The 25,547-nt window shown below is 67.4% G+C and carries 21 protein-coding genes; 15 read left to right on the forward strand and 6 right to left on the reverse strand.

The window, feature by feature from the left end:
• The first annotated feature begins 112 nt into the window (after nucleotides 1–112).
• The 5 genes from H7H34_RS06505 (at nucleotide 113) to H7H34_RS06525 (ending at nucleotide 3,270) form a co-directional block, all read left to right on the forward strand.
• A complete protein-coding gene (locus H7H34_RS06505) occupies nucleotides 113–1,465 on the forward strand; it encodes a DUF2157 domain-containing protein (protein ID WP_185924643.1) in 1,353 nt (450 codons plus the stop codon).
• Entirely contained in the window at nucleotides 1,462–2,016 is a 555-nt protein-coding gene (locus H7H34_RS06510; protein ID WP_185924644.1) for a GDYXXLXY domain-containing protein, read from the forward strand. Before H7H34_RS06505 ends, H7H34_RS06510 begins: the two co-directional genes overlap by 4 nt.
• Nucleotides 2,017–2,147: 131 nt before the next feature.
• Entirely contained in the window at nucleotides 2,148–2,588 is a 441-nt protein-coding gene (locus H7H34_RS06515) for an Rrf2 family transcriptional regulator (RefSeq protein ID WP_185924645.1), read from the forward strand.
• Nucleotides 2,585–3,040: a group III truncated hemoglobin gene (locus H7H34_RS06520; RefSeq protein ID WP_185924646.1), complete on the forward strand. Its 456-nt coding sequence runs from the start codon at nucleotides 2,585–2,587 to the stop codon at nucleotides 3,038–3,040. Before H7H34_RS06515 ends, H7H34_RS06520 begins: the two co-directional genes overlap by 4 nt.
• Nucleotides 3,037–3,270: a hypothetical protein gene (locus H7H34_RS06525; RefSeq protein ID WP_185924647.1), complete on the forward strand. Its 234-nt coding sequence runs from the start codon at nucleotides 3,037–3,039 to the stop codon at nucleotides 3,268–3,270. Before H7H34_RS06520 ends, H7H34_RS06525 begins: the two co-directional genes overlap by 4 nt.
• A gap of 147 nt (nucleotides 3,271–3,417) precedes the next feature.
• On the opposite strand, the gene H7H34_RS06530 is transcribed toward H7H34_RS06525, so the two are convergent.
• Together H7H34_RS06530 and H7H34_RS06535 are read right to left on the reverse strand one after the other, a co-directional pair.
• On the reverse strand, nucleotides 3,418–5,238 hold the full coding sequence (locus H7H34_RS06530; protein WP_185924648.1) for an ABC-F family ATP-binding cassette domain-containing protein: 1,821 nt from the start codon (nucleotides 5,236–5,238) through the stop codon (nucleotides 3,418–3,420).
• A 116-nt stretch (nucleotides 5,239–5,354) separates the two neighbouring features.
• On the reverse strand, nucleotides 5,355–6,095 hold the full coding sequence (locus tag H7H34_RS06535) for a FadR/GntR family transcriptional regulator (RefSeq protein WP_120269037.1): 741 nt from the start codon (nucleotides 6,093–6,095) through the stop codon (nucleotides 5,355–5,357).
• 252 nt (nucleotides 6,096–6,347) lie between these two features.
• Between H7H34_RS06535 and H7H34_RS06540 the strand changes: the two genes are divergently transcribed.
• On the forward strand, nucleotides 6,348–7,100 hold the full coding sequence (locus H7H34_RS06540; RefSeq protein ID WP_120269279.1) for a L,D-transpeptidase: 753 nt from the start codon (nucleotides 6,348–6,350) through the stop codon (nucleotides 7,098–7,100).
• 6 nt (nucleotides 7,101–7,106) lie between these two features.
• On the opposite strand, the gene H7H34_RS06545 is transcribed toward H7H34_RS06540, so the two are convergent.
• The gene (locus tag H7H34_RS06545; RefSeq protein ID WP_120269038.1) at nucleotides 7,107–7,814 is read right to left on the reverse strand and encodes a GntR family transcriptional regulator; all 708 of its coding nucleotides are present in this window, start codon (nucleotides 7,812–7,814) and stop codon (nucleotides 7,107–7,109) included.
• A 175-nt stretch (nucleotides 7,815–7,989) separates the two neighbouring features.
• On the opposite strand from H7H34_RS06545, the gene H7H34_RS06550 reads away from it, so the two are divergent.
• The 5 genes from H7H34_RS06550 to H7H34_RS06570 all read left to right on the forward strand — a co-directional run bounded on the left by H7H34_RS06550 (nucleotide 7,990) and on the right by H7H34_RS06570 (nucleotide 13,834).
• Nucleotides 7,990–8,994 (forward strand): TRAP transporter substrate-binding protein, encoded by a 1,005-nt coding sequence (locus H7H34_RS06550; protein ID WP_120269039.1) that lies wholly within the window; start codon nucleotides 7,990–7,992, stop codon nucleotides 8,992–8,994.
• A 166-nt stretch (nucleotides 8,995–9,160) separates the two neighbouring features.
• Nucleotides 9,161–9,646 carry a TRAP transporter small permease subunit gene (locus tag H7H34_RS06555; protein ID WP_120269040.1) on the forward strand — a complete coding sequence of 162 codons (486 nt, stop codon included), beginning with the start codon at nucleotides 9,161–9,163 and terminating at the stop codon, nucleotides 9,644–9,646.
• The gene (locus tag H7H34_RS06560) at nucleotides 9,643–10,959 is read left to right on the forward strand and encodes a TRAP transporter large permease (protein ID WP_097175591.1); all 1,317 of its coding nucleotides are present in this window, start codon (nucleotides 9,643–9,645) and stop codon (nucleotides 10,957–10,959) included. Before H7H34_RS06555 ends, H7H34_RS06560 begins: the two co-directional genes overlap by 4 nt.
• Nucleotides 10,956–12,320 carry a malonyl-CoA decarboxylase gene (locus H7H34_RS06565; protein ID WP_185924649.1) on the forward strand — a complete coding sequence of 455 codons (1,365 nt, stop codon included), beginning with the start codon at nucleotides 10,956–10,958 and terminating at the stop codon, nucleotides 12,318–12,320. Before H7H34_RS06560 ends, H7H34_RS06565 begins: the two co-directional genes overlap by 4 nt.
• A complete protein-coding gene (locus H7H34_RS06570; protein ID WP_185924650.1) occupies nucleotides 12,317–13,834 on the forward strand; it encodes a malonate--CoA ligase in 1,518 nt (505 codons plus the stop codon). The genes H7H34_RS06565 and H7H34_RS06570 overlap by 4 nt, the downstream gene beginning before the upstream one ends.
• 69 nt (nucleotides 13,835–13,903) lie before the next feature.
• On the opposite strand, the gene H7H34_RS06575 is transcribed toward H7H34_RS06570, so the two are convergent.
• Nucleotides 13,904–14,467 (reverse strand): rhodanese-like domain-containing protein, encoded by a 564-nt coding sequence (locus H7H34_RS06575; protein WP_185924651.1) that lies wholly within the window; start codon nucleotides 14,465–14,467, stop codon nucleotides 13,904–13,906.
• Nucleotides 14,468–14,642: 175 nt separating this feature from the next.
• The gene (locus H7H34_RS06580) at nucleotides 14,643–16,445 is read right to left on the reverse strand and encodes a methyl-accepting chemotaxis protein (protein WP_185924652.1); all 1,803 of its coding nucleotides are present in this window, start codon (nucleotides 16,443–16,445) and stop codon (nucleotides 14,643–14,645) included.
• Between the two features lie 245 nt (nucleotides 16,446–16,690).
• Between H7H34_RS06580 and H7H34_RS06585 the strand changes: the two genes are divergently transcribed.
• From H7H34_RS06585 to H7H34_RS06595, 3 genes are all read left to right on the forward strand, one after another.
• A complete protein-coding gene (locus H7H34_RS06585) occupies nucleotides 16,691–18,172 on the forward strand; it encodes a helicase HerA domain-containing protein (protein ID WP_120269045.1) in 1,482 nt (493 codons plus the stop codon).
• A gap of 213 nt (nucleotides 18,173–18,385) precedes the next feature.
• Nucleotides 18,386–19,507: an efflux RND transporter periplasmic adaptor subunit gene (locus tag H7H34_RS06590; RefSeq protein ID WP_185924653.1), complete on the forward strand. Its 1,122-nt coding sequence runs from the start codon at nucleotides 18,386–18,388 to the stop codon at nucleotides 19,505–19,507.
• Nucleotides 19,508–19,510: 3 nt separating this feature from the next.
• Complete coding sequence (locus H7H34_RS06595; RefSeq protein WP_185924654.1) at nucleotides 19,511–22,567, forward strand: efflux RND transporter permease subunit; 3,057 nt, start codon at nucleotides 19,511–19,513, stop codon at nucleotides 22,565–22,567.
• Between the two features lie 334 nt (nucleotides 22,568–22,901).
• Here H7H34_RS06595 and H7H34_RS06600 read toward each other — a convergent pair whose 3' ends face one another.
• The gene (locus H7H34_RS06600) at nucleotides 22,902–23,711 is read right to left on the reverse strand and encodes an IclR family transcriptional regulator (protein WP_120269048.1); all 810 of its coding nucleotides are present in this window, start codon (nucleotides 23,709–23,711) and stop codon (nucleotides 22,902–22,904) included.
• A 240-nt stretch (nucleotides 23,712–23,951) separates the two neighbouring features.
• On the opposite strand from H7H34_RS06600, the gene H7H34_RS06605 reads away from it, so the two are divergent.
• The gene (locus H7H34_RS06605) at nucleotides 23,952–25,493 is read left to right on the forward strand and encodes a M81 family metallopeptidase (protein ID WP_185924655.1); all 1,542 of its coding nucleotides are present in this window, start codon (nucleotides 23,952–23,954) and stop codon (nucleotides 25,491–25,493) included.
• Nucleotides 25,494–25,547 lie beyond the last annotated feature (54 nt).

Below are 25,547 nucleotides of genomic sequence, written 5' to 3' on the forward strand. Positions count from 1 at the left end.
AATTTCGGCGCAATCCTCCGCGATCCGTGACGACTTGACCGAACGCTTGATCCATCCTCACTGGACCGGATGAAAGCGACGATGAGTCCCGGACGGGAAGGGCGATGAATTGATGAACCGCGCAAGCTATCTGAAACAGCTGGAGGCGGACCTTGCCCGCTGGTCCGCCAAGGGGTGGATCGGCGCCGACGGGTTGGCGCAGATCCGGGCCGAGATCGGCCAGGCGCCCTCGGGCTGGTCGCGCCTTCCGGCCCTGTTCGCCGGTATCGGCACCATCTGCCTTGCGCTCGCGGTCGCGGCCTTCGTTGCCGCCAACTGGGAGGTGATCCCGCGCCCGGTCAAGCTGACGGGCATTGCGGTTCTGCTGCTGGCGGCGCATGGCTTTGCCGCCGCCATGGCCTCGCGGGGGCAGCGCCTCGTTGCCGATCTGGCCACCATGTTCGCAACCCTTGTCTTCGTCAGCGGTCTCGCCCTTGTCGGGCAGATCTACCACCTGCCGTCCGACTGGGCGGGCGGTGCGCTGCTCGTTGCCATCGGCGCCCTGGCCGCTGCCTGGCTGTGCGGCTCGCGGTCCTCGCTCATGGTCGCCGCGGTCGCGTCCATCGCCTGGCTGTTGTGGATCGGCGACCCGCCGCGTCCGACCCTGGCCGAGGTCGTCACCGCCCTTGCGCTGCTGGCCGCCTGCCTGGGCCATGTGGTGCGCATGACCTCCTTTGCCGGCCGCTGGCTGGTGCTGTTGCTGCTGACCGCCGTCTATGCCTGGCTGTTCGCGGCCTGGCTCGACATCAACTACCTGTTGTCCTCGAGCGAGATGGAGTTCTCGATCCTGCTCGTCGGCGCCGCCTTCGGCGCGCTGCTGCTGGTCTGGGGCCATCTCCTGTCCGGCGACGAGGCGCAGGGCGATGACGGCTCGGGGGATGTTTCGGCCCTTGCCCGGTCCGCCGCCAGCTTCGGCGTGATGGTTCTGGTCGGCATTGTCTTGCTGACGCTGATCATCGGTTTCACCGAAACCGTCTCGGACGAGGTCGCGCGCGAGATGCCGCATGTCTGGCCGCTGCACCTGACGCTTGCGGCCATGCTGGCCGGTCTCGTGCTGCAGGCCTTGCGCGCTCCGGCATCGCGCCCGCTCCGTATCGTCGCCGCGGCCGTTGTCCTGTCTGTCGCTTGCCCGGCGCTGCTGGTCTTCCTGCCGGGCAATACGGTGGTTCTCGCCTCGTTCACTCTGGCGGCCCTCGTTGCGATCAGCGCCGCCGGTTCGACCGCCTCGCAGTCCGGCTGGAGCTTCTGGGGCAATCTCGGCCTGGCCGCCGCGCTGCTCTATCTGCTCTACGAGACAGTGGGCTCGCTGCTCGGTCAGTCGGTCTTCTTCTTCGTCGCCGGCCTGCTGCTGGTGGCGGTGGCGATTGTCTCCGCAAGGCGGCTCAGAAAAAGCTCGGCCGCAGCCGCCGGGGAGGGCGCACAATGAAAACGCTTCTTGCTTCTCCCTGGGCCCGTTGGGGCCTTGCCGGCCTGTTGCAACTCGCCCTCGTCGGCCTGCCGCTGGCGGATCGGCTGCAGGTTCACTGGTTCGGGCAGGAGGTGACGCTGGCGCTGCGCCCGGTCGATCCGCGCGATCTGCTGCGCGGCGATTACGTCATCCTCAATCCGGAGATCCAACTGGTGGATGTCGGGGTCGGCGTGCCGCAGGACCTGTTCGGCGGCGATGCCGTCTGGGTGGTCGTCGAGCCGGACGGCGAGGGGATTTCCCGCGCCGTCGCCGTGCTTTCGGCGCCGCCCGCCGATGGGCGCATCGCTCTCAAGGGACAGGTCAGCAGAACGTCGCCGCCGACCGCCGATACCCTGCGCATCGACTACGGGCTCGACGCCTTCTTCGTGCCGGAAGGGCAAGGACTGGAGATCGAGCGGATGCCGCGCGACCGCGTGCGCCTTGTCGTTGCCGTCTCCGCCGACGGGCGCTCGGCGCCGCTGCGTCTCGTCGCCGACGGCGAGGTGTTGCTGAAGGACAGCGCCTTCTAGCGCAGTCCCCTTTCAGACGGGGCCCGTGCCCCGGTCGCTTTGTCGCAGCCGCCCCGGTCCTTTCCGGGGCGGTTTGCGTTGAAGCTCTGCCTTAAAAGAGGTATATCAGATACTGCTTTTAAGGAGACCGCATGCGCCTGACCCTTCAGACCGACTACGCCTTGCGGATGATGATGCACCTTGCCGTCATGGACGGCGTGCTCGTCACCATCGCCGATGTCGCAGACACGTTCCGTGTTTCCCGCAATCACCTGATGAAGGTCGCCCAGGCGCTGGCCCATGCCGGTCTCGTGGAAACCGTGCGCGGTCGCAGCGGCGGGCTCCGGCTCGCTCAGCTGGCAGACCGGATCCGCGTCGGTACGATCGTCCGCAAGCTGGAGCTGCAGACCGCGCTGGTCGACTGCTTTCCCGGCGGCAACGGCACCTGCCGCATCACCCCCTCCTGCCAGCTGAAGCCGGCGCTGTTCCGGGCGCGCGAGGCCTTCTTCGCCGTGCTCGACGAATACACGATCCACGACCTCGTCGCCGGCAATGCCGGCCTCAGGGATATCCTCACGGGAGAGGCGGCATGAGCGACATCCGCATCCGCAGCGCCAGCGAGCGCCGGGCCGAGATCCAGGCCGCCGCGGCCAGCCTCGGGATCGATGATGCCTATATCTCGGTGCTGGTCGACACGTTCTATGCCCGCGTGCGCCGCGACCCCGAGATCGGCCCGATCTTCGAGGCCGAGATCGCCGACGACTGGGAGCCGCATCTGGCCAAGATGAAGGACTTCTGGGCCTCGGTCGCGATGAATGCCGGCCGCTACAGCGGCCGCCCGGTGCCGGCGCATATCAAGCTCACGGCCCTCGAGCCCCGGCATTTCGCCATCTGGCTCGGCCATTTCGAAGAGGTCCTGAAGGACACGGCCCCGCATCCCGGCGCCGTCCCCTATTTCATGGAACGGGCGCGCCGCATCGCGCAGAGCCTGGAATTCGCCATCTCCGGGCTTCCCCCGATCCTCGCCCAGGGAGAACGCACATGAGCACCGTCGGTCTCGTCGTCATCGGCGCGGAAGTCGCCACGTTCCTGTTCTTCGCCGTCTATCTCGCGGCGCTGACCATCGGCATTATCGAGGACCGCGCGGTCGGGCGCGTGCCGGCGCTGGATGCGACCGGGCGGGCGCTGTTCCGTGCCGCCAGATACGGCTTCACCACCGGCATCGCGGCGGTCGTCCTTCTCACCCTGTGGAACATCGCGGAGAGCATCGCATGAGCACGCCCATGAGCACGCAAGACACCGTCCGGCCGGTCCTCTGGCCCTGGCTGCTGCTGTGGGTCGCAGCGCCCATGCCGCTCTATATCTGGCTCGTCGTCGCGCTGCTGCTGTAGCAGTGCTGCAGTAGCAGAAACGGGGGCGGGCTCAGTCCGCCCCTTCTTCCTCGGCCAGCATCTCCAGCTCCAGCCAGGTGTCCTCGGCTTCCGCAAGCTTGGTCTGAAGTTCCGTCAGTTTGGCCATCAGGGTGTCGAAGCGTTTCGGGTCGCGGGCATAGAGGTTCTGGTCCTCCAGCTCGCCCTGCAGCTTGCCGATCTCCTTGCCCAGCTTCTCGATCTCCTTCGGCAGCGTCTTCAGCTGGTGCTGCTGGGTGAAGCTCAGGCGCGATTTCTTCTTCGGCCGCTCCGCCGCGGGCTTCTCCTTCGCCGCCGCCGGCTTGGCACCGCCCGCATCGCTTGCGCCCTTGCGCGCCGAGACGCCTTCGCCGCGCTGCGCCACCATGTCGGAATAGCCGCCGGCATATTCGCGCCACAGCCCGTCGCCCTCGGCAAAGACCGTCGACGTCGCCACCCGGTCGAGGAAGTCGCGGTCGTGGCTGACCAGCAGCACGGTGCCCGGATAGTCGGACAGCATCTCCTGCAGGAGATCCAGCGTCTCCAGGTCGAGATCGTTGGTTGGCTCGTCGAGCACCAGGAGGTTCGACGAGCGGGCAAGCGCCCGCGCCAGCATCAACCGGCCGCGCTCGCCGCCCGACAGCGCAGCAACCGGCGTGCGTGCCTGCTCCGGCGCGAACAGGAAGTCCTTCATGTAGGAGACGACGTGGCGCGGCCCGTCCGGCAGCATCACCGTGTCGCCGCCGCTGCCCGTCAGCACTTCGGCGACGGTCTCGTCGTCCTTCAGCGTCTCGCGCGACTGGTCCATGGTCACCATGGTCAGCGACGAGCCGAGGATCACCTCGCCGCTGTCGGGCTGCAGTTCGCCGGTCAGCAGCTTCAAGAGCGTCGTCTTGCCCGCGCCGTTGGCGCCGACAAGGCCGACCCGGTCGCCGCGCAGGATGCGGGTGGAGAAGTCCTTCACCACCGGCCCGTTGCCGTAGTCCTTGGAGATGCCGCGCGCCTCGATCACCCGCTTGCCGGAAACCTCCGTCTCGCCGACCGTCAGCTTGACGGTGCCCTGCGGCCCGCGATGGTCCTTCTTCTGCGCGCGCAGGTCGGCGAGCTCGCGCACGCGGCGCATGTTGCGCTTGCGCCGGGCGGTGACGCCGTAGGTCATCCAGTGCTCCTCGCGCTTGATCTTCTGCGCGAGTTTCTGCTGGTCGCGTTCCTCCTGCTCGAACACCTCGTCGCGCCAGGCCTCGAAATGGGCGAAGCCCTTGTCGAGCCTGCGCGCGATGCCCCGGTCGATCCACACGGTGGCGCGGGTGAGGTCGGCGAGGAACCGCCGGTCGTGGCTGATCAGCACGATGGCCGAGCGCATCGAGGCGAGTTCGCTCTCAAGCCATTCGATGGCCGGAAGGTCCAGATGGTTCGTCGGTTCGTCGAGCAGCAGGATGTCCGGCTCCGGCGCCAGCGTGCGGGCGAGCGCCGCCCGGCGCTTCTCGCCGCCCGACAGCCGTCCCGGCTCCTCGCGGCCGGTCAGGCCGAGCACGTCCAGAAGGTATTGCGCACGGTACGGGTCGTCCCCCGGCGCCAGCCCGCCGCTCGCATAGTCGAGCACGGTGGCATAGGCGGACAGGTCCGGCTCCTGCGGCAGGTAGCGGATCGTTCGCCCCGGCTGCACGAAGCGCTCGCCGTGATCGGCCTCCACCAGCCCGGCGGCGATCTTCAGCAGCGTCGACTTGCCCGAGCCGTTGCGACCGACGAGGCCGATGCGATCGCCCTCGCCGACCTGCAGCTCGGCCGAGGTGAGGAGCGGCGTGCCGCCGAAGGTCAGGGCGATGTCGCGAAGATGGAGAAGGGGAGGGGCCATGTGCGTCCGGGTCGGGGTTGTGTCGGAAAATCGGTATGGGCGCGCGTCAGCGACCTGCGGCCGCGCTGCGTCAACTGCTGCGCGGCTCGGCACCGTCCTAGGACGGAAAGCCTGTCTCAGTCCAGAGCCTTCACCCGGGTCAGCAGGGCGCGGGTCAGTGCCATCAGCTTGCGCATCTCCTCGCGCGCCCGCTCCGGCTCGCGCGCCTCGACGGCGTCCAGCACGCGGGCATGCTGGCCGAGCGCGATTGGGTCGCTGACGCCCGGATCGGAGCTGATGCGGATCGAGGCCCGCAGCGCGTTCTCGATGCAGGCGCCGAGGCCGGACAGCAGCGCGTTGCCGCCGGCCGCCAGCAGCAGCCGGTGAAAGCGCACATCCGCGTCCTGGGTCGCCGGTGTGCGGTTGCCGTCGGCGATGCCCATGGCGTCCAGCGCCTCGCGCATGGCGGCGATGGTCTCGGCGTCGGCGTTCTGCGCGGCAAGGGCCGCGGCCTCCGGCTCCACCATCTCGCGGATGGCGACCAGCTCGGCCAGCAGCTGGCTCTGCGGCACCACCTTCTGCCGCCAGGCCAGCATCTGGTCGTCGAGGAAGTTCCAATGGACTTCCGGGCGCACGCTGGTGCCGTGCTTGGGCCGCGAGGTGATCAGCCCCTTGCCGACCAGGATCTGCAGCGCCTCGCGCAGGCAGGTGCGGCTGACGCCGAGGCTGCCCAGCAGTTCGGCTTCCGTCGGCAGGGTCGCGCCGGGCTGGTAGGTGCCGTCGAGAATGCGCAGGGCGAGCGTCTCCGCCACTGCCGACTTGAGGTTGCCGCGCATCGGCTGGGATGCGACCGGCAGGCTGGTCTTGTCTTTCTGCATTGTCCCGGTGGGGCTTGTGCTTCGCCGTCTATGCCTTCGGCTATTGCACCGGCCAAATCAAGAGAAAGCGCCGAATTTGGTCGCAGGAGGGTACTAACCCGTATGCCGACGGGCATTCTCGCGCGAATTTTATCGAATCTTGGCGCTGCGTTGCGCGCCTGCACTCGCGCGCGGCACGCTGATCGGATATTGAGGCGATAGCATCGCGAGGGGGCAAGGCGAGGCACCAGACGGGAGCATGGATTGACCAGCATGGACGCCGATACCAAAGACATTCGCCAGATCGCTAGCGCGGCCGAAGGGCCGCTGCGGCTCAGCCGGCGTGCACTCATCATCGGCGCCCCGCTGGTGCTGGCGGCCTGCCAGAGCTCGGGCATCGCCACCACCGGTGCCGCCGTCACGCCGGCGGTCGTCAAGGGTCCGCCGCTGCCGGGCGAGGATTTCGACTACGCCTCGGCCTATGCGGCGGTGACCGACTACGACTTCAAGGTTCCTGCGCTCCCCTACAAGAAGTTCGATCGCAAGTACTGGCGCCAGGTCGTCGATTACGACAGCCGCCATCCGGCCGGCACCATCATCGTCGACCCTTACGGCAAGTTCCTGTACTGGACGTTGCCGGGCGGCAAGGCGCTGCGCTACGGCATCGGTGTCGGCAAGGCCGGCTTCGCCTGGTCGGGCGATGCCAAGGTCCGCGTCAAGCGCGTGTGGCCGCTCTGGCGCCCTCCTCGGGAGATGATCGCCCGCAACCCGCAGCTCGAGAAGTACTGGAAGGACGGCTATCCGCGCGGACCGCAGAACCCGCTCGGCGCGCGCGCCCTCGACCTGTGGCAGGGCAGCGTCGACACGCTGTACCGCATCCACGGCACCAAGGAGCCGAACAGCATCGGCCGCAGCGTGTCGTCGGGCTGTATCCGCATGTGGAACCAGGACATCATGGACCTGTTCGAGCGGGTGCCGACCCACACCAATGTCGTCGTTCTGGGCAAGCCTTCGGCGAGTTCCTGATCGGCCTCAGATTTTGAGCCGGCGCGCCTGTGCCGGCTCCACCCGGGCGAGCGAGGCGACGAAGTCGTTGAACCGCTCGCCCTGGATCAGGATATGCGAGCGCAGCGCCGCTTCCGCCTTGCGGTCGTCGCCTGCCACGATCGCGTCGACGATCTCCTTGTGCTCGCTCAGCGAATTCCCCACACGGTTTCGCACTCTCAGCTGAAGACGCCGATAGGGCTTGAGCCGGTTCTGCAGCGCTCTTGCCTGATCGGCGAGGAAGCCGTTGCCGCTGCCGCGATAGATCGTGTCGTGGAACGTCTCGTTGGCGTAGAAATAGGCGTCCGGCTCGCCGGCATCGGCCGCCGCCGTGCAGGCCTCGTGCGCGGCCAGCAGGTCCGCGTGCTCGCCCGCCGTCATCCGCCGGCAGGCCAGCCTTGCGCACATCGCCTCCAGCTCCGCCATCACCTCGAACATCTCGATCAGGCGGGAGACGCCGATCTCCTGCACGAAGGCGCCGCGCCGGGGACGGATCTCCACCAGCCCGGATGCCGACAGCTCGATCAATGCTTCGCGGATCGGCGTGCGCGAGACGTTGAAGCGCTTGGCCAGCGACACCTCGTCGAGCCGCGTTCCGGGCGCGAAGACGCCGGTGGCGATGTCGTATTCCAGCGCTTCACGCAGGATCTGGGCGGTGCGAAGAGCTGGCTTGTGTGGGGTCGGCGAGGCATCCATGCGCACATTTTATGCAAGCCCCGCTCCCTTGTATACAAAAACCGTTGACTTGAATGCATGCCCCGTGGTCACCTTCGGTCGAGACGGGCTGCCCCAGGGAAGAGGGGGGCGGTTATCGTCCGCACATGCAAGCCGGTGGCCGCGAACATGGCCGGCCGGCACTGGGAGGAAACCAATGTTCAAGTCATTCACGAGGGCCGCTCTCGGCCTGACCACCGCCCTTGCTCTCGCCGTGCCGGCCGCGCATGCCGCCGACGTCGTGCTCAAGGCCTCGCACCAGTGGCCGGGCGGCAAGGGCGACGTTCGCGACGAGATGGTCCAGATCCTTGCCCGCGAGGTCGCCAAGGCCAATGTCGGCGTCGAGATCAAGGTCTATCCCGGCCAGTCGCTGTTCAAGGCGAACGAGCAGTGGGGCGCCATGACCAAGGGCCAGCTCGACATCTCCGCCTTCCCGCTGGACTACGCCTCGGGCCGCCATCCGCAGTTCTCTGCGACCCTGATGCCGGGCCTGGTGCGCAACCATGACCGCGCCGGCCGCCTCAACACCTCGCCCTTCATGGACGACATCAAGAAGATCGTGAACGATGCCGGCGTCGTCGTCATCGCCGATGCGTGGCTGGCCGGCGGCTTCGCCTCCAAGAAGCAGTGCATCACCTCGCCCGACACGATGCAGGGTCAGGTGACCCGTGCGGCGGGACCGGCCTTCGAGCAGATGCTGGTGGGAGCGGGTGCCTCGATTTCCTCGATGCCGTCCTCGGAGATCTATACCGGCCTGCAGACCGGCGTGCTCGACGCGGCCAACACCTCGTCCGGCTCGTTCGTGTCCTATCGCCTCTATGAGCAGACCACCTGCCTGACCGCGCCGGGCGCCAACGCCCTGTGGTTCATGTACGAGCCGATCCTCATGTCCAAGCGCAGCTGGGACAAGTTGTCGAAGGAGCAGCAGGACGCTCTCATGGCGGCCGGCAAGGTGGCCCAGGACTACTTCGCGGCCGAGGCCAAGGGGCTCGACGACAAGATGATCAAGGCGTTCAAGGATGCCGGCGTCGAGGTCGTGGAGATGTCGCCCGAGAACTATGACGCCTGGCTCGCGATCGCCAAGGAGACTTCCTACAAGAACTTCTCCGAGAACGTGCCCGGCGGCGAGGACCTGATCGCCAAGGCTCTGGCTGTCGAGTGATCGCGGTTTGCCGGCGGCAACAGACCGCCGGCATTCGCCCTGCGCGGGGCCGGCACGGCCGGTCCCGCAACATCCAACACCTGCGCTTGCCGTTGCCGCCGGCCGACCTGCCGGCCGGGGAGGGGCTTTGCCCGGCGGGCGCCGATGCAACCGGAACCAAAAGGCGATGTCCTTCTACATAACCGCGGTCTCGGCCGTGTCGCGCTTCTTCGGGCTGATCGCGATGGTGCTGACGGGAAGCGCCGCGCTGGTCGTCACGCACATGGTCATCGTGCGCTATTTTCTCGGAGGCTCGACCGTCTGGCAGACCGAATTCGTCATCTATGCGCTGGTCGCCGCCACCTTCCTCGGCTCGCCTTACGTGCTGCTTAACAAGGGCCACGTGAACGTCGACCTGCTGCAGCTGCGTGCCGCCCCCGTTCCGCGCCGGATCATGCAGACCCTGTCGGCGCTGGCCGGCATCGCCTTCTGCGCCCTGCTGGCCTGGTCGGGCTGGATCTATTTCCACGAGGCCTGGTCCTACGGCTGGCGCACCAGCACCGTGTGGGCGATCCCCTTGTGGATCCCGTTGTTGCCGCTGCCGGTCGGCGTCGGTCTGATGGTCCTGCAATACATCGCTGAAATCATGAAAATCCACGGAGGTGCGCGATGACGCCCATGCTCTGGGGCGCCGGCGTCCTCGTCGCGCTGCTCGCGCTTCTCGCGGTCGGAACGCCGATCGCCTTCGCCCTCGGCCTCGTGTCGATCCTGGCCCTGATCCTCGCCGACGGCTGGGGCAGCGTGTCGATCCTCGGCGAGACCTTCTTCGGCGGCCTGGCCTCCTTCGGCCTGGTGTCGATCCCCATGTTCATCCTGATGGGTGCGGCCGTTGCGTCCTCGCCCGCCGGCAAGGACCTCTACGAGGCGCTCGACCGCTGGCTGAACCGGGTGCCCGGCGGCCTCGTCCTGTCAAATCTCGGCGCCTGCTCGATCTTCGCCGCCCTTTCCGGCTCGTCCCCGGCGACCTGCGCTGCCATCGGCAAGATGGGCATCCCGGAGATGACCAAGCGCGGCTATCCGAACGAGATCGCCGCCGGCTCCATCGCCGCCGGCGGTACGCTCGGCATCCTCATCCCGCCGTCGGTCACCATGATCGTCTACGGCATCGCCACCGAGACCTCCATCGGCCGCCTGTTCCTGGCCGGTCTTCTGCCGGGCTTCATGCTCACGGTCCTGTTCATGGCCTGGACCATCTACGACTGCCGCCGTCGCGGCGTCGGGCTCGACATGCTCGGCCGCCGCTTCTCCTTCCGCGAGCGCCTCGAGGTGCTGCCGCGCGTGCTGCCCTTCCTCGGCATCATCGCGGCGATCCTCTACGTGCTCTATGGCGGCGTCGCCACCCCGTCGGAGGCCGCCGGCGTCGGCGCGCTGTTCTGCCTCATCTTCGTGGCCGTGATCTACCGGCTGTGGAAGCTTTCGCTCTACAGCTCGCTGTTCCGCGACACGCTGAAGGAAAGCGTCATGATCATGATGATCATCGGCGCCTCGGAGCTGTTCTCCTTCGCCCTGTCCTCGCTCTTCATCACCCAGACCATCGCCGAGTGGATCTCCCTGCTCGACGTCAACAAGTGGGTGCTGATGGCGATCATCAACGCCTTCCTGCTGTTCGCCGGCTTCTTCCTGCCGCCGGTGGCGGTGATCCTGATGACGGCGCCGATCCTGCTGCCGATCATCATCCAGGCGGGCTTCGATCCCTACTGGTTCGCGGTCATCCTCACCATCAACATGGAGATCGGGCTGATCACCCCGCCGGTGGGCTTGAACCTCTATGTCATCAATGGCATAGCGCCCAACATCACCCTGGGCGAGATCCTGCGTGGATCGCTCCCCTATGTCGGGTGCATGGTTGTCGGTATCGTCTTGCTGTGCCTGATGCCGGAGATCGCGCTCTGGCTGCCTAACCTCCTGATGGGACCCGCCCTATGAGCAGCAGCAGCTTCTTCAACGACCTTCTCGCCTCCATCGCCGAGCAGGGCCGCCACTTCCTCGACCTTCGGCGGGACCGTCCGCCGAGCGGTCGGGCGCTCGGCGATCTGTGCGAGGCGCTGCTGTCGGGGCGCGGCGAGGCGTCCGGCGTCGCCCTGGCCAAGGACGTGCTGGCGAGCTATGCGGCCCTGTCGCCGGAGGGGCGTGCCGAGTTCTTCGACGATCTCGCCGCCCGCTTCGGCCCGGACCGCGACAAGGTCGAGGAAGCTGCCCGCTCTGTGCTCGAGGACCCATTGGACGAGGCGCGCCTGCGCCGCCTGCACGCCGTCTCCGAGCCGCGCCGGCAGGAGCTGATCCGTCGGCTCAACCTGGCGCCGGGCGGGACCTCCGCGCTGGTCGGCATGCGGCGTCAGCTGCTTGCGGGCCTGCGCGAGCATCCCGACTGGGCCAATGTCGACCGGGACTTCGAGCACCTGTTCTCCTCGTGGTTCAACAGGGGCTTTCTCGTGATGCGCCGGATCGACTGGTCGACCCCGGCGGTGATCCTGGAGCGGATCATCCGCTATGAGGCGGTGCACGAGATTCGCGACTGGGACGACCTGCGCCGGCGCATCGACGTGCCCGACCGGCGTCTTTACGCGTTCTTCCACCCCGCGCTCGTCGATGATCCGCTGATCTTCGTCGAGGTGGCGCTCACCAAGGCGATCCCCGACGCGATCCCGCCGATCCTTGCCGAGCAGCGGACCGGTATCGACGCGGTCGAGGCCAACACGGCGGTCTTTTATTCCATCTCGAACTGCCAGGAGGGCCTGCGCGGCATTTCCTTCGGCAACTTCCTGATCAAGCAGGTGGTGGAGGAGCTGCGCCGCGACCTGCCCAACCTGAAGACCTTCGTCACCCTGTCGCCGGTGCCGGGTCTGCGCACCTGGCTCGGCAAGGCGCTGGCGGAGGAGGGCAATCCGGCCGTCTCGATCCTGACGCCGGAGCTGCGCGAACTGCTGGCAAACGGCGGCGGCGAGGCGCCGCTGCCGGAGGAGGCGCGCGAGCCCTTGCGGGCCCTTTGCGCCCATTACCTTGCCCGCGAGAAGCGCGGCGGCCGCAAGCCGCTCGATCCCGTCGCCCGCTTCCATCTGGGCAACGGCGCCCGGCTTGAGCGCATCAACTGGAACGCCGATCCCTCGCGCAACGGCCTGCGCCAGTCCTTCGGCCTGATGGTCAACTATCTTTACGATCTCGGCGATATCGAGAAAAACCACGAGGCCTTCGAGGCTCAGGGGACGGTCGCTGCCGCCAGCTCCGTCATCCGTCTGCTGAAATCCGTCCCAGAACTCAGGACACAGACACCGGATCCCGTCGCATGACGCAAGAAAACCATCTCTTCTCCCGTATCCGCGCCGCCATCCGCAACGAGCAGGCGCCCTTCATCGAAAAGCCCTCGGGAGAGGTCATCACCTATGGCGGGCTGCTGGCCCGCTCGGCCGCCTATGCCAATGCGCTCGTTGCCCTCGGCGTCAAGCCGGGCGACCGCGTCGCCGTGCAGGTGGAAAAGTCCGCCGATGCCCTGATGCTCTATCTCGGCACCGTGCGCGCCGGCGCCGTGTTCCTGCCGCTCAACACTGCCTATACCCCGGCGGAGATCGACTATTTCGTCGGCGACGCCGCTCCGGCCCTGCTGGTCTGCGATCCCGCTCGCAAGGACGCGCTTTCGCCCATCGCCGAAAAAGTCGGTGCGCGGGTCGAGACGCTGGATCCTGAGGGGCGCGGTAGCCTCAGCGATGCGGCGGATGCAGCCGCCACCGACTTCGACGACGTTGCCCGCGGCGCCGACGATCTTGCGGCCATCCTCTACACCTCCGGCACCACCGGGCGCTCCAAGGGCGCCATGCTCAGCCACGAGAACCTGACGTCCAACGCCTCGGTTCTCGTCGACTACTGGCACTACACCTCTAACGACGTGCTGCTGCATGCCCTGCCGATCTTCCACACGCATGGGCTCTTCGTCGCCACCAACGTGACGCTACTGGCCGGCGGATCGATGCTGTTCCTGCCGAAGTTCGATCTCGACGAGATCCTGCGCCTGATGCCGCGCGCCACCACCATGATGGGCGTGCCGACCTTCTATGCGCGCCTGCTCGGCACCGACCGCTTTACCCGCGAGCTCGCGGCCCACATGCGCCTGTTCGTCTCCGGCTCGGCGCCGCTCTCGGCCGAGGTGCACAAGGCGTTCAGCGCCCGCACCGGCCACGCCATTCTCGAGCGCTACGGCATGACCGAGACCAACATGAACACCTCCAACCCCTATGACGGCGACCGCCGTCCGGGCACCGTCGGCTATCCGCTGCCGGGCGTGGAGCTGCGCATCGCCGATCCGGACAGCGGCAAGGTGCTGGCCCAGGGCGAGGTCGGCGTCATCGAGGTCAAGGGCCCGAACGTTTTCAAGGGCTACTGGCAGATGCCGGAAAAGACCGCGTCGGAGTTCCGCACCGACGGCTTCTTCATCACCGGCGACATGGGGCTCATCGACGAGCGCGGCTACGTCTCCATCGTCGGCCGCGCCAAGGACCTGATCATCTCCGGCGGCTTCAACGTCTATCCGGCCGAGGTCGAGGCAGCGATCGACGAGATCGAGGGCGTGGCGGAGAGTGCGGTGATCGGCGTGCCCCATGCGGATTTCGGCGAGGGTGTCGTCGCCGTGGTCGCCCCGCACAAGGGCGTTTCGCTCGATCCGGAGGCGGTGGTCGCCCCGCTCGCCGAGCGCCTTGCCCGCTTCAAGCAGCCGAAGAAGGTCTACGTGCTACCCGAGCTGCCGCGCAACACCATGGGCAAGATCCAGAAGAACGTCCTGCGCGACATGTACAAGGACACGTTCGCCTGACGGATCGGTCTTGCGGATAAGCTCAAAGGGCCGGCGGTGCGTCTTGCACCGCCGGCCTTTTGCGTTTCGTCAGAACAGGTTCTCGACGGTGGTCAGGCCCAGCACCAGCCAGTCCTGCATGCCGCCGCGATAGTAGTGGATCTTCTCGGCCGGAAAGCCCTCGCGCACCATGGCGCGGATCGCCTGCGGGCTCTGGCCGCAGGCCGGGCCGTTGCAGAAGGCGAAGACGTCCAGCGCGCCGCTGCAGTCCCACTTGCCCTGCTCGCCGGAGCAGCCCAGCTCGTCGAGCCGCATCGACACTTCGGTATAGGGAATGTGGATCGAGCCGGGGATCGTCGACTTCACCCGCCACTCCATCGTCCGCATGTCGACGACACGGGCGTTTTCGTCCTGGAGCGCGGCCAGCACTTCCAGCTCGCCGGCCGGATGCACGCCGGGCACCGGGATCATCGGCTGCAGCACGCCGCCGATCAGCTGGGTCTCGTTCATCGTGCGGGTGATCTCGACCGGCCCGTCCTCGGTCTGGATGGTGACGGACTTGGTGTCCGGACCAAGATCGAGAGCTTCTTCCGCGGCAAGCGGAAGCGTCGAGGCGGTCAGGCCCATCGCCACGAGGGCGGTCAAAAGGCGCATCGGATTTCCTCCCGTTGGGCTGTCGGCGCAGCCCTGTTACACATTCATGATTTCGAATGCGTGGCCGTTACGCAAGCCGGAAATGGTCGCGCCTTGCGTTTTGTCGGAAGGAACGGCTGGAAGGGACGGAAAGGGAAGGGCGCCCGGCGGCAAGCCGGGCGCCCGTTCCAGGTGTCTAGTGTGCCTTGCCGCGCGTCGCGGGGGCACTGGCGGGCTGATGCCGGCGCCGCTCGAGGCTGCTGAGTTCCGTGTCGAATGCTTCCGACAGGGCGTCTAGCGCGGCCAGCACCTCGTGGCTCGCCTTGTCCAGATCGCCGAGGCGTGCGGCGGCGACATCGCTATCGCCGATGGCATGGGCGGCAAGCGCCGCCTTGGCTGCGGCATGCACGCGCTGGTGCGGCGCCTGTACGGCCAGATAGGCCGGATGCGCGCGCACGGCTTCGTTGTCGATGGCATCGTACCACTGCCCGAAGCGGCAGCCGTGATGGTCCGGCACCGCATCGACGGTCCAGTCGTCGCGGCCGATGACCGTGTCCACAACCTTCTTCTTGAACAGGACGTGGTCGATCTTCGCCATCTCGCAGAGCGAGCGATGCGAGGTCGCGTTGAACCAGGTCTGCGCGTTGTTGGAGAAGCGGTCGTTGCTGGCCTGCAGCGTCGCGCTCATCGAGATCAGCTGGCGGTCGTTCTCGGCGGCAAGGTCGGCAACGCCGGTGATGCTCACCGCGATCTCCTGGCTCGATTCCTTCTGCTGGCCGAGGATCTGGGAGATCTCCTGCATCCGGGCCGAGACTTCGCTGATCTGCGCGCTGATCGAGTGCATTTGCTCGTTGGCGCCCGAGATCGTCTCCTGTCCGCGCGTCACCGCCTCGCAGGAACTGTCGATGGCCATCTGCGTCGTGCTCATGCCCGCGCGCAGCGCCGCGATGCGCTGGGTGATGTCCTCGGTCGCCTTCGCCGTCTGGGTGGCGAGGCTCTTCACCTCGCTGGCGACGACGGCAAAACCGCGGCCCGCCTCGCCGGCGCGCGCCGCCTCGATCGTGGCATTCAGCGCCAGCAGGTTGGTCTGGCTGGCGATGCTCTCGATCACCGACAGGAATTCGCCGATCTGCTCGGACGCCTTCTGCAGCTCGGCGAGGTTGGACGAGCTCTCCTGCGCGGTTGCCGCGATCTCGCCCATGCAGCGGGACACGTCGTCCATCGCCCGCAAGCCGTGTGCCACCGCCTCGTTGGTGGCGTCGGCCTGGCGTGCGGCGCTGTCGCTGTTGCCGGCGATCTGCTCGACCGAGGTGACCAGTTCCGTCGCGGCGGCGGAAATTGCCTGGCCGCTTTCGCGCGCCCTGCGGGTGTTGCGCGAGAAGGTGGCCATGCCGATGGCCACGTCATTGATGTCGGACACCGTGCCGGCCAGGCTGCGCAGCGAGGCCAGCTCGTTGTCCATCTTGTTTTCCTGCGCCTGTTGGCGCAGCACGCCGTTCTCGTACGCGTCGTAGGAGACGATCATGTCGAGGAAGGTGCGGCTGACCAGCACCTGCAGCGCCTCGGCGAGCTTCGTCGGCTGCAGGCGGTGACGGCTGGCGAGCGCGGGGATCGCCTCCACCAGCAGCCGGCCGTAGGAGGCCAGATACCACTTCGGTTCCAGGTTGATGCGCACATGCGCTTCGCCGATCCTCACCGCACGCGCCTCGAACTCCGCGTCCGGCTCGTGGTTGAAGATGTAGTCCCAGTGGTCGGTCTGGGCATTTTTCAGCCGAGGCACGTTCTCGCCCTTGGCGCCCAGCTTGGGCGCCAGCGAGGGGTGCTTGGAGATGCTGGCATAGAAGCCGTCGAGAATTTCCGGCATGGCCGGCTTGAGCTTCTGCCACACGGCCCTGGCCTGGTCGGTGGTAAACTCGTCGGCACCGATGAAACCGGCAATCTCCTCGCCAATATTCTGGGATTTCTTCGAGGGCCCGGTTTTCCGCGCTGCACTTGCCATTCTTTGTCCTTCGCCAGTCGAGACGCTTTACGGAGGTTTCGGACAGTCGGGTAAACAGTGAGCTAACAGTTCTGAAATATCGAATGTTTTCGAGCTTTTGCCGGCAAGCCGGTCGGCCCGCTTTGGAGCGCGGGGCGAATCGCCGATAGTGGCGGGGTTCCCGCGAATGGCCCTTGCAATGCGCAGGCCGGGCTGCCATGCCGGCGGGACCGTTCGACTTCCACCACACGAGACCATCGGCACGCATGACTGTCAGCATCGACATGGGCGAGGTGAGGGGAGCGGGCTCGGCCGCCTCCTGCCAATTCGATCTCGAGGAGCTGCTCGCAACGCGCCTGCTCGTCCAGGGCAATTCGGGCTCCGGCAAGTCTCACCTGTTGCGCCGCCTGCTGGAGCAGAGCGCACCCTGGGTGCAGCAGGTCGTCATCGACCCGGAAGGCGATTTCGTCACCCTCTCCGAGCGCTTCGGCCATGTGGTGGTCGATGCCGCAGGCAGCGAGCGCGATCTTGCGGTCATCGCAACGCGTGTGCGCGCCCACCGTGTTTCCGTCGTTCTCAACCTGGAAGGGCTCGAGCCCGACCGGCAGATGAAGGCCGCCGCCGTCTTCCTCAACACCCTGTTCGAGGCCGAGCGCGACCACTGGTATCCCGTCCTTGTCGTTGTCGACGAGGCGCAGCTCTTTGCACCGGCCGCGTCCGGCGATACGGGCGAGGAGGCGCGCCGCGTTGCCCTCGGTGCCATGACCAACCTGATGTGCCGTGGCCGAAAGCGCGGCCTTGCCGGCGTCATCGCCACCCAGCGTCTGGCCAAGCTTGCCAAGAACGTTGCCGCCGAAGCCTCCAACTTCCTGATGGGCCGGACCTTTCTCGATATCGACATGGCCCGTGCCGCTGATTTGCTGGGCATGGAAAAGCGTCAGGCCGAGGCCTTCCGCAATCTCGACCGCGGTCATTTCGTGGCGCTCGGGCCGGCCGTTTCGCGCCGTCCCATGACGGTGCGCATTGGTGCGGTGGAGACCGCCGGCCGCGGCGGCGGTCCGCGTCTGACGCCGCTGCCGCAGGGCCGTCCGGAGGATCTGCAGGACCTTCTGTTCCAGCCGGCAAGCCAGGACGAGCGGGTTGCCGCCGAGCGCCCGCCGGTGCAGCACGCGATTCCCGCCTCCGAGGTGCTGGAGCGCCTGACCCGTCAGGCGGCCAAGCGTGAGGAGGCGGAGACCGAGCCGCTCGACCGCGAGGCGCAGGACAAGGCGGTGGACGCCGTGATCGCCGAACTGCTCGGCGATGGCGAGGCCGCGTTCCAGCCGATGGCCGCCCTCTATCAGGACTTTCTCGTGCGCTGCCGCATCGCCCGCCTGCCGGGCCGCCCGCCGGAACTGCCCGAGTTCCGCCAGCGTGTCGCGCTCGCGCGTGCCGGCGTCGAGGCCAGCGACATCGACCCGTCCGTCTGGTCGGCCGCCGAAACGGTCGCCGGCAGCCTTCCGGAGGAAATGCGCGGCGTCTATCTGCTGCTCGCCAAGGCGGCGCTGGAAGGGCGCCCCTGTCCGCCCGACAGCGAGATCGCCCGCGCCTATGGTACCCGTTCGCCGGGCCGTGCCCGCTGGCTCCTGACCCATATGGAGGAACAGGGCGTTCTGGTCTGCGCCAACGACCTGCGGGGCAACCGCATCGTCACGTTGACCGACCTCGACTGCCAGACGGCGCCCCAGTCTTCGCGCGCGGCCGGCTGAGCCGGAAAAGCCTCTGCGGTCACGAAGAGTTGACCGCAGAAAACCGCGCGTTTTGCGCGATTGCTCTCCTTGTCAGTCCTGACAGGCCGGTCTAATCTTTCCGGTGTTTTCTCATGCATTGCGCGGTTTCGGTCGTTTGCCGGGGGCTCGGGCCGCATGAACCTCCCGGCCCGGCTGCCTGAGCCGGCGGGTCAGCCTTGGGGTTGTTGCCAGATGAGTTACCGGAGCGTACCCGCCGTCGGAACCGCCATCGTCGCGTTGGCGCTTGCTGGCGGCGTCGCCTATCTCAGCTGGACCGAAGGACCCTCTCTCTTCGCCTCCGCTTCCTCGACCGTATCCACTGCCACCGCCTCTCCGGGGGCAGCTGGCGCCGGCCAGCGCCGCGGCGTTGCCGTTGAGACCGCCGCCGTCGGCGTGCGTGACGTGGTGGAGGACATCCGCGCCTTCGGCACGCTGGTCGCCAATGAGTCCGTCGTCATATCGCCGGAGATAGCGGGCCGCGTTGCGCGCATCGGCTTCCAGGAAGGGCAGCGGGTCGAGGAAGGCGATGTGCTGGTCGAGCTCGACGCCCAGATCCTGCGGGCCGAACTCGACAAGGCCAAGTCGGAAGTCTCCCTTGCCGAGGCCAATTTCGAGCGCGCGCGCAAGCTTGCCGAGCAGGGCAGCGGCACCTTGCGCGCCCGCGACGAGACCTCGCAGGGCTACACGGCGGCGCAGGCCAATGTGGCGCTGGCCGAGGCGCGCCTTGCCAAGACCTCGATCGCCGCGCCGTTCTCCGGCATCGTCGGCTTCCGCGACATCAGCGTCGGCGCCTATGTCAGCCCCGGCGATCGCATCGTCGAGCTCGCCAGCATCGATCCGCTGAAGGTCGAGTTCCGCGTCTCCGAGACCTATCTGCCGAACCTGCGCACCGGCCTGCCGGTCACCGTCACCGTCGACGCGCTGCCCGGCGAGACGATCACCGGCAAGATCACCGCCATCGACCCCATCGTCGATGTGTCGGGCCGGGCCATCCGCCTGCGCGCCGAACTGCCCAACCCGGACGGGCGCCTGTCTCCCGGCCTGTTCGCCCGCATCCGCATCGTCATCGAGGAGCGGTCCGAGGCGATGGTGGTGCCGGAAGCGGCGGTCTTCCGCGACGAGGGCAAGCTCTTCGTCTACCGCCTCGAGGACGGCAAGGCGGTCAAGACGCCCATCGAGATCGGCCTGCGCAGTCCGGGCGACGTGGAGATTCGCGCCGGTCTTGCCTCCGGCGCGGTGGTCATCACCGCCGGCCAGCTGCTGCTGCGCGATGGCGCTGCGGTCGAGGTGGTCGACGGTCCGCGCGGGGGCTGAGCCATGCTCGAGTTCTTCGTCCGCAAACCGGTCTTCGCCACCGTGGTCAGCCTGATGGTGCTGCTGCTCGGCCTCGTCGCCTTCTTCCGCCTGGCCGTGCGCGAATATCCCAACATCGACCCGCCGGTCGTCTCCGTGCGCACGGACTATCCCGGCGCCAGCGCCGAGATCATCGAGTCCCAGGTCACCCAGGTCCTGGAAGGCTCCATCGCCGGCATCGGCGGCGTCGAGGTGCTGGAAAGCCGCTCGCGGCCCGAGTCCAGCCGCATCACCGTCCGCTTCCTGCTGACCGTCGATCCGGACGAGGCCGCCAACGAGGTGCGCGACCGCGTCAGCCGCGTGCGCGGCCGCCTGCCCGACGAGGTGTCGGAACCGGTCGTCTCAAAGGTCGAGGCGGACGCGCAGGCGATCATCTTCATCGCGCTGACCAGCGACCGGAACACCGCCATCGAGGTCTCGGACTATGCCGACCGCTATATCCGCGACCGGCTGCAGAACCTGCCGGGCGTGGCGGAAGTGCGCATTTTCGGCGAGCGGCGCTACGCCATGCGCATCTGGGTCGACCGAACGCGCCTTGCCGCCTACGAACTGACCGTCCAGGACGTGGAAAGCGCCCTGCGCCAGCAGAATGTCGAGGTGCCCTCGGGCCGCATCGAGAGCCTCGACCGCGAGTTCACCGTGCTCTCGCGCACCGGCCTCACCACCAGCGAGCAGTTCCGCCGCATCGTCGTCAAGGACGCCGGCGGCTTCGCCGTGCGGCTTGGCGATGTCGCGCGTGTCGAGATCGGGCCGGAGGACGAACGCCGCACCACCCGCTACAAGGGCGAGAACGCGGTGATCCTGGGCATCGTCAAGCAGGCGACGGCCAATCCGCTCGACGTCTCGCGGGCGATGAACGACGCGATGCCCGACATCCGCCGCGACCTGCCGGCGGGCATGAACGCCGACATCTCCTACGACCGCTCGATCTTCATCGACCGCTCCATCGAGGCCGTGTTCACCACCATCGGCGAGGCGGTGGTGCTCGTCGTTCTGGTGATCTTCTTCTTCCTGCGCTCGCTGCGGGCGACGCTCATCCCCATGGTGACGATCCCGGTCTCGCTGATCGGCTCCTGCATCTTCATCTATGCGCTCGGCTTTTCCATCAACACGCTGACGCTGCTGGCGATGGTGCTGGCCATCGGCCTCGTCGTCGACGATGCCATCGTCGTGCTGGAGAACATCCACCGCCACATCGAGAACGGCATGAAGCCGGTCCGTGCGGCCATCGTCGGCATCAAGGAGATCTCCGGCGCCGTCGTCGCCATGACGCTGACGCTCGCCGCCGTCTACACCCCGGTGGCCTTCGCGGACGGGCGCACCGGCAAGCTCTTCACCGAGTTCGCGCTGACGCTCGCCGCCGCCGTGCTGATGTCCGGCATGGTGGCGCTGACGCTCTCGCCGATGATGTGCTCCAAGCTGCTCAAGGAGCACGAGGAACGCGGCCGCGTCTCCGCCGCCCTGGAGCGCGGGCTGAATGCCCTGAACGACGGCTACAAGTACCTCCTGCTTCTGTCGCTGAAGGTGCGCTGGCTCATCGTGCTGATGGTCTTCGCGGTCGCCGGCGGCTCCTGGGTGCTGCTGACGACGCTGAAATCGGAACTGGCTCCGCTGGAGGATCGCGGCGTCCTGTTCATCTCCGGGTCGGCGCCGGAGGGCTCGACCATCGACTTCACCAGCCGTTATGCCACGCAGGTGGAGACGCTGCTCGCCGAGGTTCCCGAGGTGCGCTCCTATTTCGTCATCGCCGGCTCGCCGGAGGTCACGGACATCACCTCCTTCTCGCAGCTGGTGCCGTGGGAGGATCGCGAGCGCAGCCAGATCGAGATCGGCGGCGAGCTGCAGCCGCAGATCCGCCGTGTTGCGGGCCTGCGCGCCTCGGTCAACCATCCGGGCTCCTTCGGCGTCAGCGCCCGCTCGCGGCCCATCGAGTTCATGATCCTCACCTCCGAGCCCTATGAGCGGCTCGACGAGATGGTCAACACGTTCCTGGAGGCCATCGAGGAGAACCCGAACCTCGTCAACGTCACCAGCGATCTTGCGCTGAACAAGCCGCAGATCGAGGTGGAGCTCGACCGCGACCGCGTCGCCGACATGGGCGCGGGCGTGCTCACCGTCGGCCGCACCATGGAAACGCTGCTCGGCGGGCGCAAGGTCACCCGTTTCAACATGAACGGCGAGCAGTACGACGTCATCGTCCAGGTCGACCCGTCCGGCCGCCAGACGCCGGGCGATCTGGAGGATATCTACGTTCGCGCCCAGAACGGCTCGATGGTCCAGCTGTCCAACCTGATCAGCGTGCGCGAGACCGTTTCGCCCAAGGAGCTCAACCGCTTCAACCAGCTGCGCGCGGCCAAGATCGCCGGCAACCTCGCCCCCGGCTACTCGCTCGGCGAGGCGCTGGACTATCTTGAGGCGACGGCGCAGCGCGTGCTGCCGTCCACCGCGCGCACCGATTACGGCGGCGTCTCGCGCGAGTTCCGACAGACGGGGTCCAGCCTCGCCTTCATCTTCGTGCTGGCGCTCGGCTTCATCTATCTGGTGCTGTCGGCCCAGTTCGAGAGCTTCGTCGATCCCTTCATCATCATGCTGACGGTGCCGCTGTCGATGCTGGGAGCACTGGCGGTGATGCACCAGACTGGCGGCACGCTCAACATCTACAGCCAGATCGGCCTGATCACGCTCATAGGCCTGATCACCAAGCACGGCATTCTCATCGTGCAGTTCGCCAACCAGCTGCAGGAAGAGGGCAAGAGCCGGTTCGATGCGGTGGTGGAGGCGGCGGCCCTGCGCCTGCGTCCGATTCTCATGACCACCGGCGCCATGGTGTTCGGCGCGGTGCCGCTGGCGCTCGCCGGCGGGGCGGGCGGCGAAAGCCGCCAGGCCATCGGCTGGGTCATCGTCGGCGGCATGTCCTTCGGCACGGTGCTCACCCTCTTCGTCGTGCCGACCGCCTACACGCTCTTCGCCCGCGACCGTTCGCGCACGGCCGCCGTTCCCGCGGCCCATCCGGCGGAATAGGGCGGGCTGCGCTCCATCGCGGGCGCGAGGCCTCGCTTCTCTCTCGGACGTCATCCCGGTCAAGCGCAGCGCAGAACCGGGAACCATTGGCTGCCAGAGCGGGGCAATTTTATGGTGCGGTCGAGAAGACTCGAACTTCCACCTCGCCTCGACCTCTCAGCGGCGTCTTCCCGGACGAGGCCGAAGGCCGAAGATCCGGGACCGGAGAGGCACAAGCGTTTGTGGGACAGTTCCGGAGCGTACCCCAGAGGCCCTCGGCTCCCCGATCCCGGGTCTCGCGATGCTCGCCCGGGAGGACGCCGGGATGGGTCGAAGAGCGGGTGGCCCGCCCCCCTCACGCCCGGCTGATCGCCCGTGCGGCCGATTGCGCCAGCGGCGCGAAGCGCTGGGCAAAGTCTTCCGGCTGCCATTCCGACAGGGAGCCGGCCACATGGATCGCGGCGACCGGCCGACCGTCCGGCCCGGTGATGGCGGCGCCGATGGCGATCTCGCCCGGCACCACCTCTTCCAGCGCCAGCGCATAGCCGAGCTCCCGCGCCTCGCCCACCTTCTCGCGGATCGCTGCAGGATCGGTGATGGTCTTCGGCGTGATCTGGATGAACTGCGACCGGACGAGGATGTCGTCGACCTCCGCGTCCGGCAAAAGCGCCATGATCGCCCGTCCGCCGCTTGCACAGAATGTGGGCACGGAGTGGCCCACCAAAGTGGCGAAGAATGTCTCCCGCTTGCTCTGGTTGCGCGCGGCATAGACCACACGCAGGTCGTCGAACAGGCTGAGGTCGACGCGCTCGCGCACGTTGCGCCGCAGCTCCAGCAGAATCGGCGTTGCCCGCTCCACCAGCGGATTGAGCCGCAGATAGTCGAGCGAATGGTCGAGCAGCCGCAGCCCCGGCACGAAGCCGCGGTCGGTCGGGTCCCGCTCGATGTAGCCCAGCTGTCGCAAGGTATGGACGAACCGTTGCGCCGTGCTCTTGCCCATGCCGGCGGCGGCGGCGATCTCGGCTAGCGTCAGCGGGGCGTCCGCCTTGTGGAAAGCCGCCATCACATCGGCGGCACGGGCAATGGAGCGGACGAACAGCGGGTCTTGCACCTGTTCGTCTGGTGTCCCGGCCTTTGGCCTGGCGCGCGGCGACCAGCTGGTCATGTCGGTCTCCCTCGAGAAACGGTCTGCTTAGAAAACAGCATTGACTCGTCAACTTCAGCATTCGTATCGTAGAAAAATAATACGATCGTATTATATTTCAATACGAACTGGAGTTCCGATGGTTCGCAGGCTGGATCGAGGTCTGAAACTCCTCTGCGTGGCACCTGAATATGGTGCCCCGCTCGCACGCGCCGCTCACGCCGCAGCGTCCTCCAGCCTCGCCATCTGCGGAGCCGTTCGATGAGCCGCCGCGTCGCCCTTGCCGGCTTCCTGCACGAGACCAACACCTTCGCGCCCTCGCTCGCCACCATGGCCGAGTTCGAACAGGGCGGCGGCTATCTGCCGCTGTCGCGGGGCGAGGAGGTCATGGAGCGCTCGCCCGGCGTCAATCTCGGCATTTCCGGCGCCATCGCCCATGGCCGCGCCGCCGGCTGGAACATGGTTCCGGTTCTGTGGACCGGCGCCATTCCCTCCGCCCATGTCACGCGCGAGGCCTATGAGCGCATCGCCGGCGAGATCGTCGAGGGCATCGCGGCCGCCGGCCCGCTCGACGGCGTCTGCCTCGACCTGCACGGTGCGATGGTCGCCGAGCATCTCGACGACGGCGAGGGCGAGCTGATCGCCCGCGTGCGCAAGGTCGTCGGCCCGGATGTGCCCATTGCCGTCAGCCTCGACCTGCACGGCAACACGACGCAGCTCATGGTGGAGTCCGCCGACCTGCTGGTCGCCTTCCGCACCTATCCGCATGTCGACATGGCCGAGACCGGTCGCCGTGCGGCCGAAGGGCTGGACCGCTTGATGCAGCGCGGCAAGCCCTTTGCCCATGCGTTCCGCCAACTGCCGTTCCTCATCCCGATCCCCTGGCAGTGCACCTTCATCGAGCCGGCCCGCACCCTTTACCGGGAGCTGGAGGAGATGGGGGGCGGCGACGTCGCGAGCCTCTCCTACTGGATGGGCTTTCCGGCCGCCGACATCGCCGATTGCGGCCAGACCGTGCTGGCCTATGGCGAGACGCAGGAAGCGGCCGACCGGGCCGCCGACCGCCTGGTCGCGCGCATCATGGAGAGCGAGGCCGCCTTTGCCGGACGGGCCTTCGACCCGGACGAGGGCGTGCGCGAGGCCATGCGCCTTGCCAAGGACGCTACCCGCCCTGTCGTCATCGCCGATACGCAGGACAATCCCGGCGCTGGCGGCGATTCCAACACGATGGGCATGCTGAAGGCCCTGCTGCGCAACGGTGCGCAGAACGCGGCCATCGGCCTCATCATCGATCCCGCCGCCGCCCGCGCCGCCCATGCGGCCGGGGAGGGGGCGGAGATCGCCATCGCGCTCGGCGGCCAGTCGAACGTTCCCGGCGACAGCCCGCTGGAGGCGACGTTCCGCGTCGAGGCCCTGTCCGACGGATCCCTGCATGCGACCGGCCCCTACTATGGCGGCACCCGCATGAATGTCGGCCCGTCCGCGTGCCTTTCCATCGACGGGGTGCGCGTCGTGGTGGCCAGCCACAAGGCACAGATGGCCGATCTGGCGATGTACCGCTATGTTGGTATCGAACCGACACGCATGGACATCCTCGTCAACAAGAGCTCGGTGCATTTCCGAGCCGATTTCGACCCGATTGCCGAGACCGTTCTCGTCTGCACCGCCCCGGGGCCCATGCCCCTCGATCCGGCGGATCTTGCGTGGACGAAGCTGCGTCCCGGCATGCGCCTGTCGCCCGGTGGTCCGGCTTACGACCCGGACCGTGCCGCGGCGCAGATGCCGCAACCTGTGGAGGGCTGATCCGCCATCGGCGAAAGGTCTCAAGGGGTTTGCGTTGCGGAGCGGGAGGAGTTT

Source organism: Stappia sp. 28M-7 (assembly GCF_014252955.1).
Taxonomy (GTDB): Bacteria; Pseudomonadota; Alphaproteobacteria; order Rhizobiales; family Stappiaceae; genus Stappia.

Coding starts and splice junctions, on each gene's coding strand:
- H7H34_RS06570 (WP_185924650.1), top strand. CDS start 12,317: ATGACGCAAGAAAACCATCTCTTCTCCCGTATCCGCGCCGCCATCCGC.
- H7H34_RS06555 (WP_120269040.1), top strand. CDS start 9,161: ATGTCCTTCTACATAACCGCGGTCTCGGCCGTGTCGCGCTTCTTCGGG.
- H7H34_RS06510 (WP_185924644.1), top strand. CDS start 1,462: ATGAAAACGCTTCTTGCTTCTCCCTGGGCCCGTTGGGGCCTTGCCGGC.
- H7H34_RS06590 (WP_185924653.1), top strand. CDS start 18,386: ATGAGTTACCGGAGCGTACCCGCCGTCGGAACCGCCATCGTCGCGTTG.
- H7H34_RS06540 (WP_120269279.1), top strand. CDS start 6,348: ATGGACGCCGATACCAAAGACATTCGCCAGATCGCTAGCGCGGCCGAA.
- H7H34_RS06530 (WP_185924648.1), bottom strand. CDS start 5,238: ATGGCCCCTCCCCTTCTCCATCTTCGCGACATCGCCCTGACCTTCGGC.
- H7H34_RS06550 (WP_120269039.1), top strand. CDS start 7,990: ATGTTCAAGTCATTCACGAGGGCCGCTCTCGGCCTGACCACCGCCCTT.
- H7H34_RS06525 (WP_185924647.1), top strand. CDS start 3,037: ATGAGCACCGTCGGTCTCGTCGTCATCGGCGCGGAAGTCGCCACGTTC.
- H7H34_RS06580 (WP_185924652.1), bottom strand. CDS start 16,445: ATGGCAAGTGCAGCGCGGAAAACCGGGCCCTCGAAGAAATCCCAGAAT.
- H7H34_RS06585 (WP_120269045.1), top strand. CDS start 16,691: ATGACTGTCAGCATCGACATGGGCGAGGTGAGGGGAGCGGGCTCGGCC.
- H7H34_RS06605 (WP_185924655.1), top strand. CDS start 23,952: ATGAGCCGCCGCGTCGCCCTTGCCGGCTTCCTGCACGAGACCAACACC.
- H7H34_RS06575 (WP_185924651.1), bottom strand. CDS start 14,467: ATGCGCCTTTTGACCGCCCTCGTGGCGATGGGCCTGACCGCCTCGACG.
- H7H34_RS06600 (WP_120269048.1), bottom strand. CDS start 23,711: ATGACCAGCTGGTCGCCGCGCGCCAGGCCAAAGGCCGGGACACCAGAC.
- H7H34_RS06515 (WP_185924645.1), top strand. CDS start 2,148: ATGCGCCTGACCCTTCAGACCGACTACGCCTTGCGGATGATGATGCAC.
- H7H34_RS06595 (WP_185924654.1), top strand. CDS start 19,511: ATGCTCGAGTTCTTCGTCCGCAAACCGGTCTTCGCCACCGTGGTCAGC.
- H7H34_RS06565 (WP_185924649.1), top strand. CDS start 10,956: ATGAGCAGCAGCAGCTTCTTCAACGACCTTCTCGCCTCCATCGCCGAG.
- H7H34_RS06545 (WP_120269038.1), bottom strand. CDS start 7,814: ATGGATGCCTCGCCGACCCCACACAAGCCAGCTCTTCGCACCGCCCAG.
- H7H34_RS06505 (WP_185924643.1), top strand. CDS start 113: ATGAACCGCGCAAGCTATCTGAAACAGCTGGAGGCGGACCTTGCCCGC.
- H7H34_RS06560 (WP_097175591.1), top strand. CDS start 9,643: ATGACGCCCATGCTCTGGGGCGCCGGCGTCCTCGTCGCGCTGCTCGCG.
- H7H34_RS06520 (WP_185924646.1), top strand. CDS start 2,585: ATGAGCGACATCCGCATCCGCAGCGCCAGCGAGCGCCGGGCCGAGATC.
- H7H34_RS06535 (WP_120269037.1), bottom strand. CDS start 6,095: ATGCAGAAAGACAAGACCAGCCTGCCGGTCGCATCCCAGCCGATGCGC.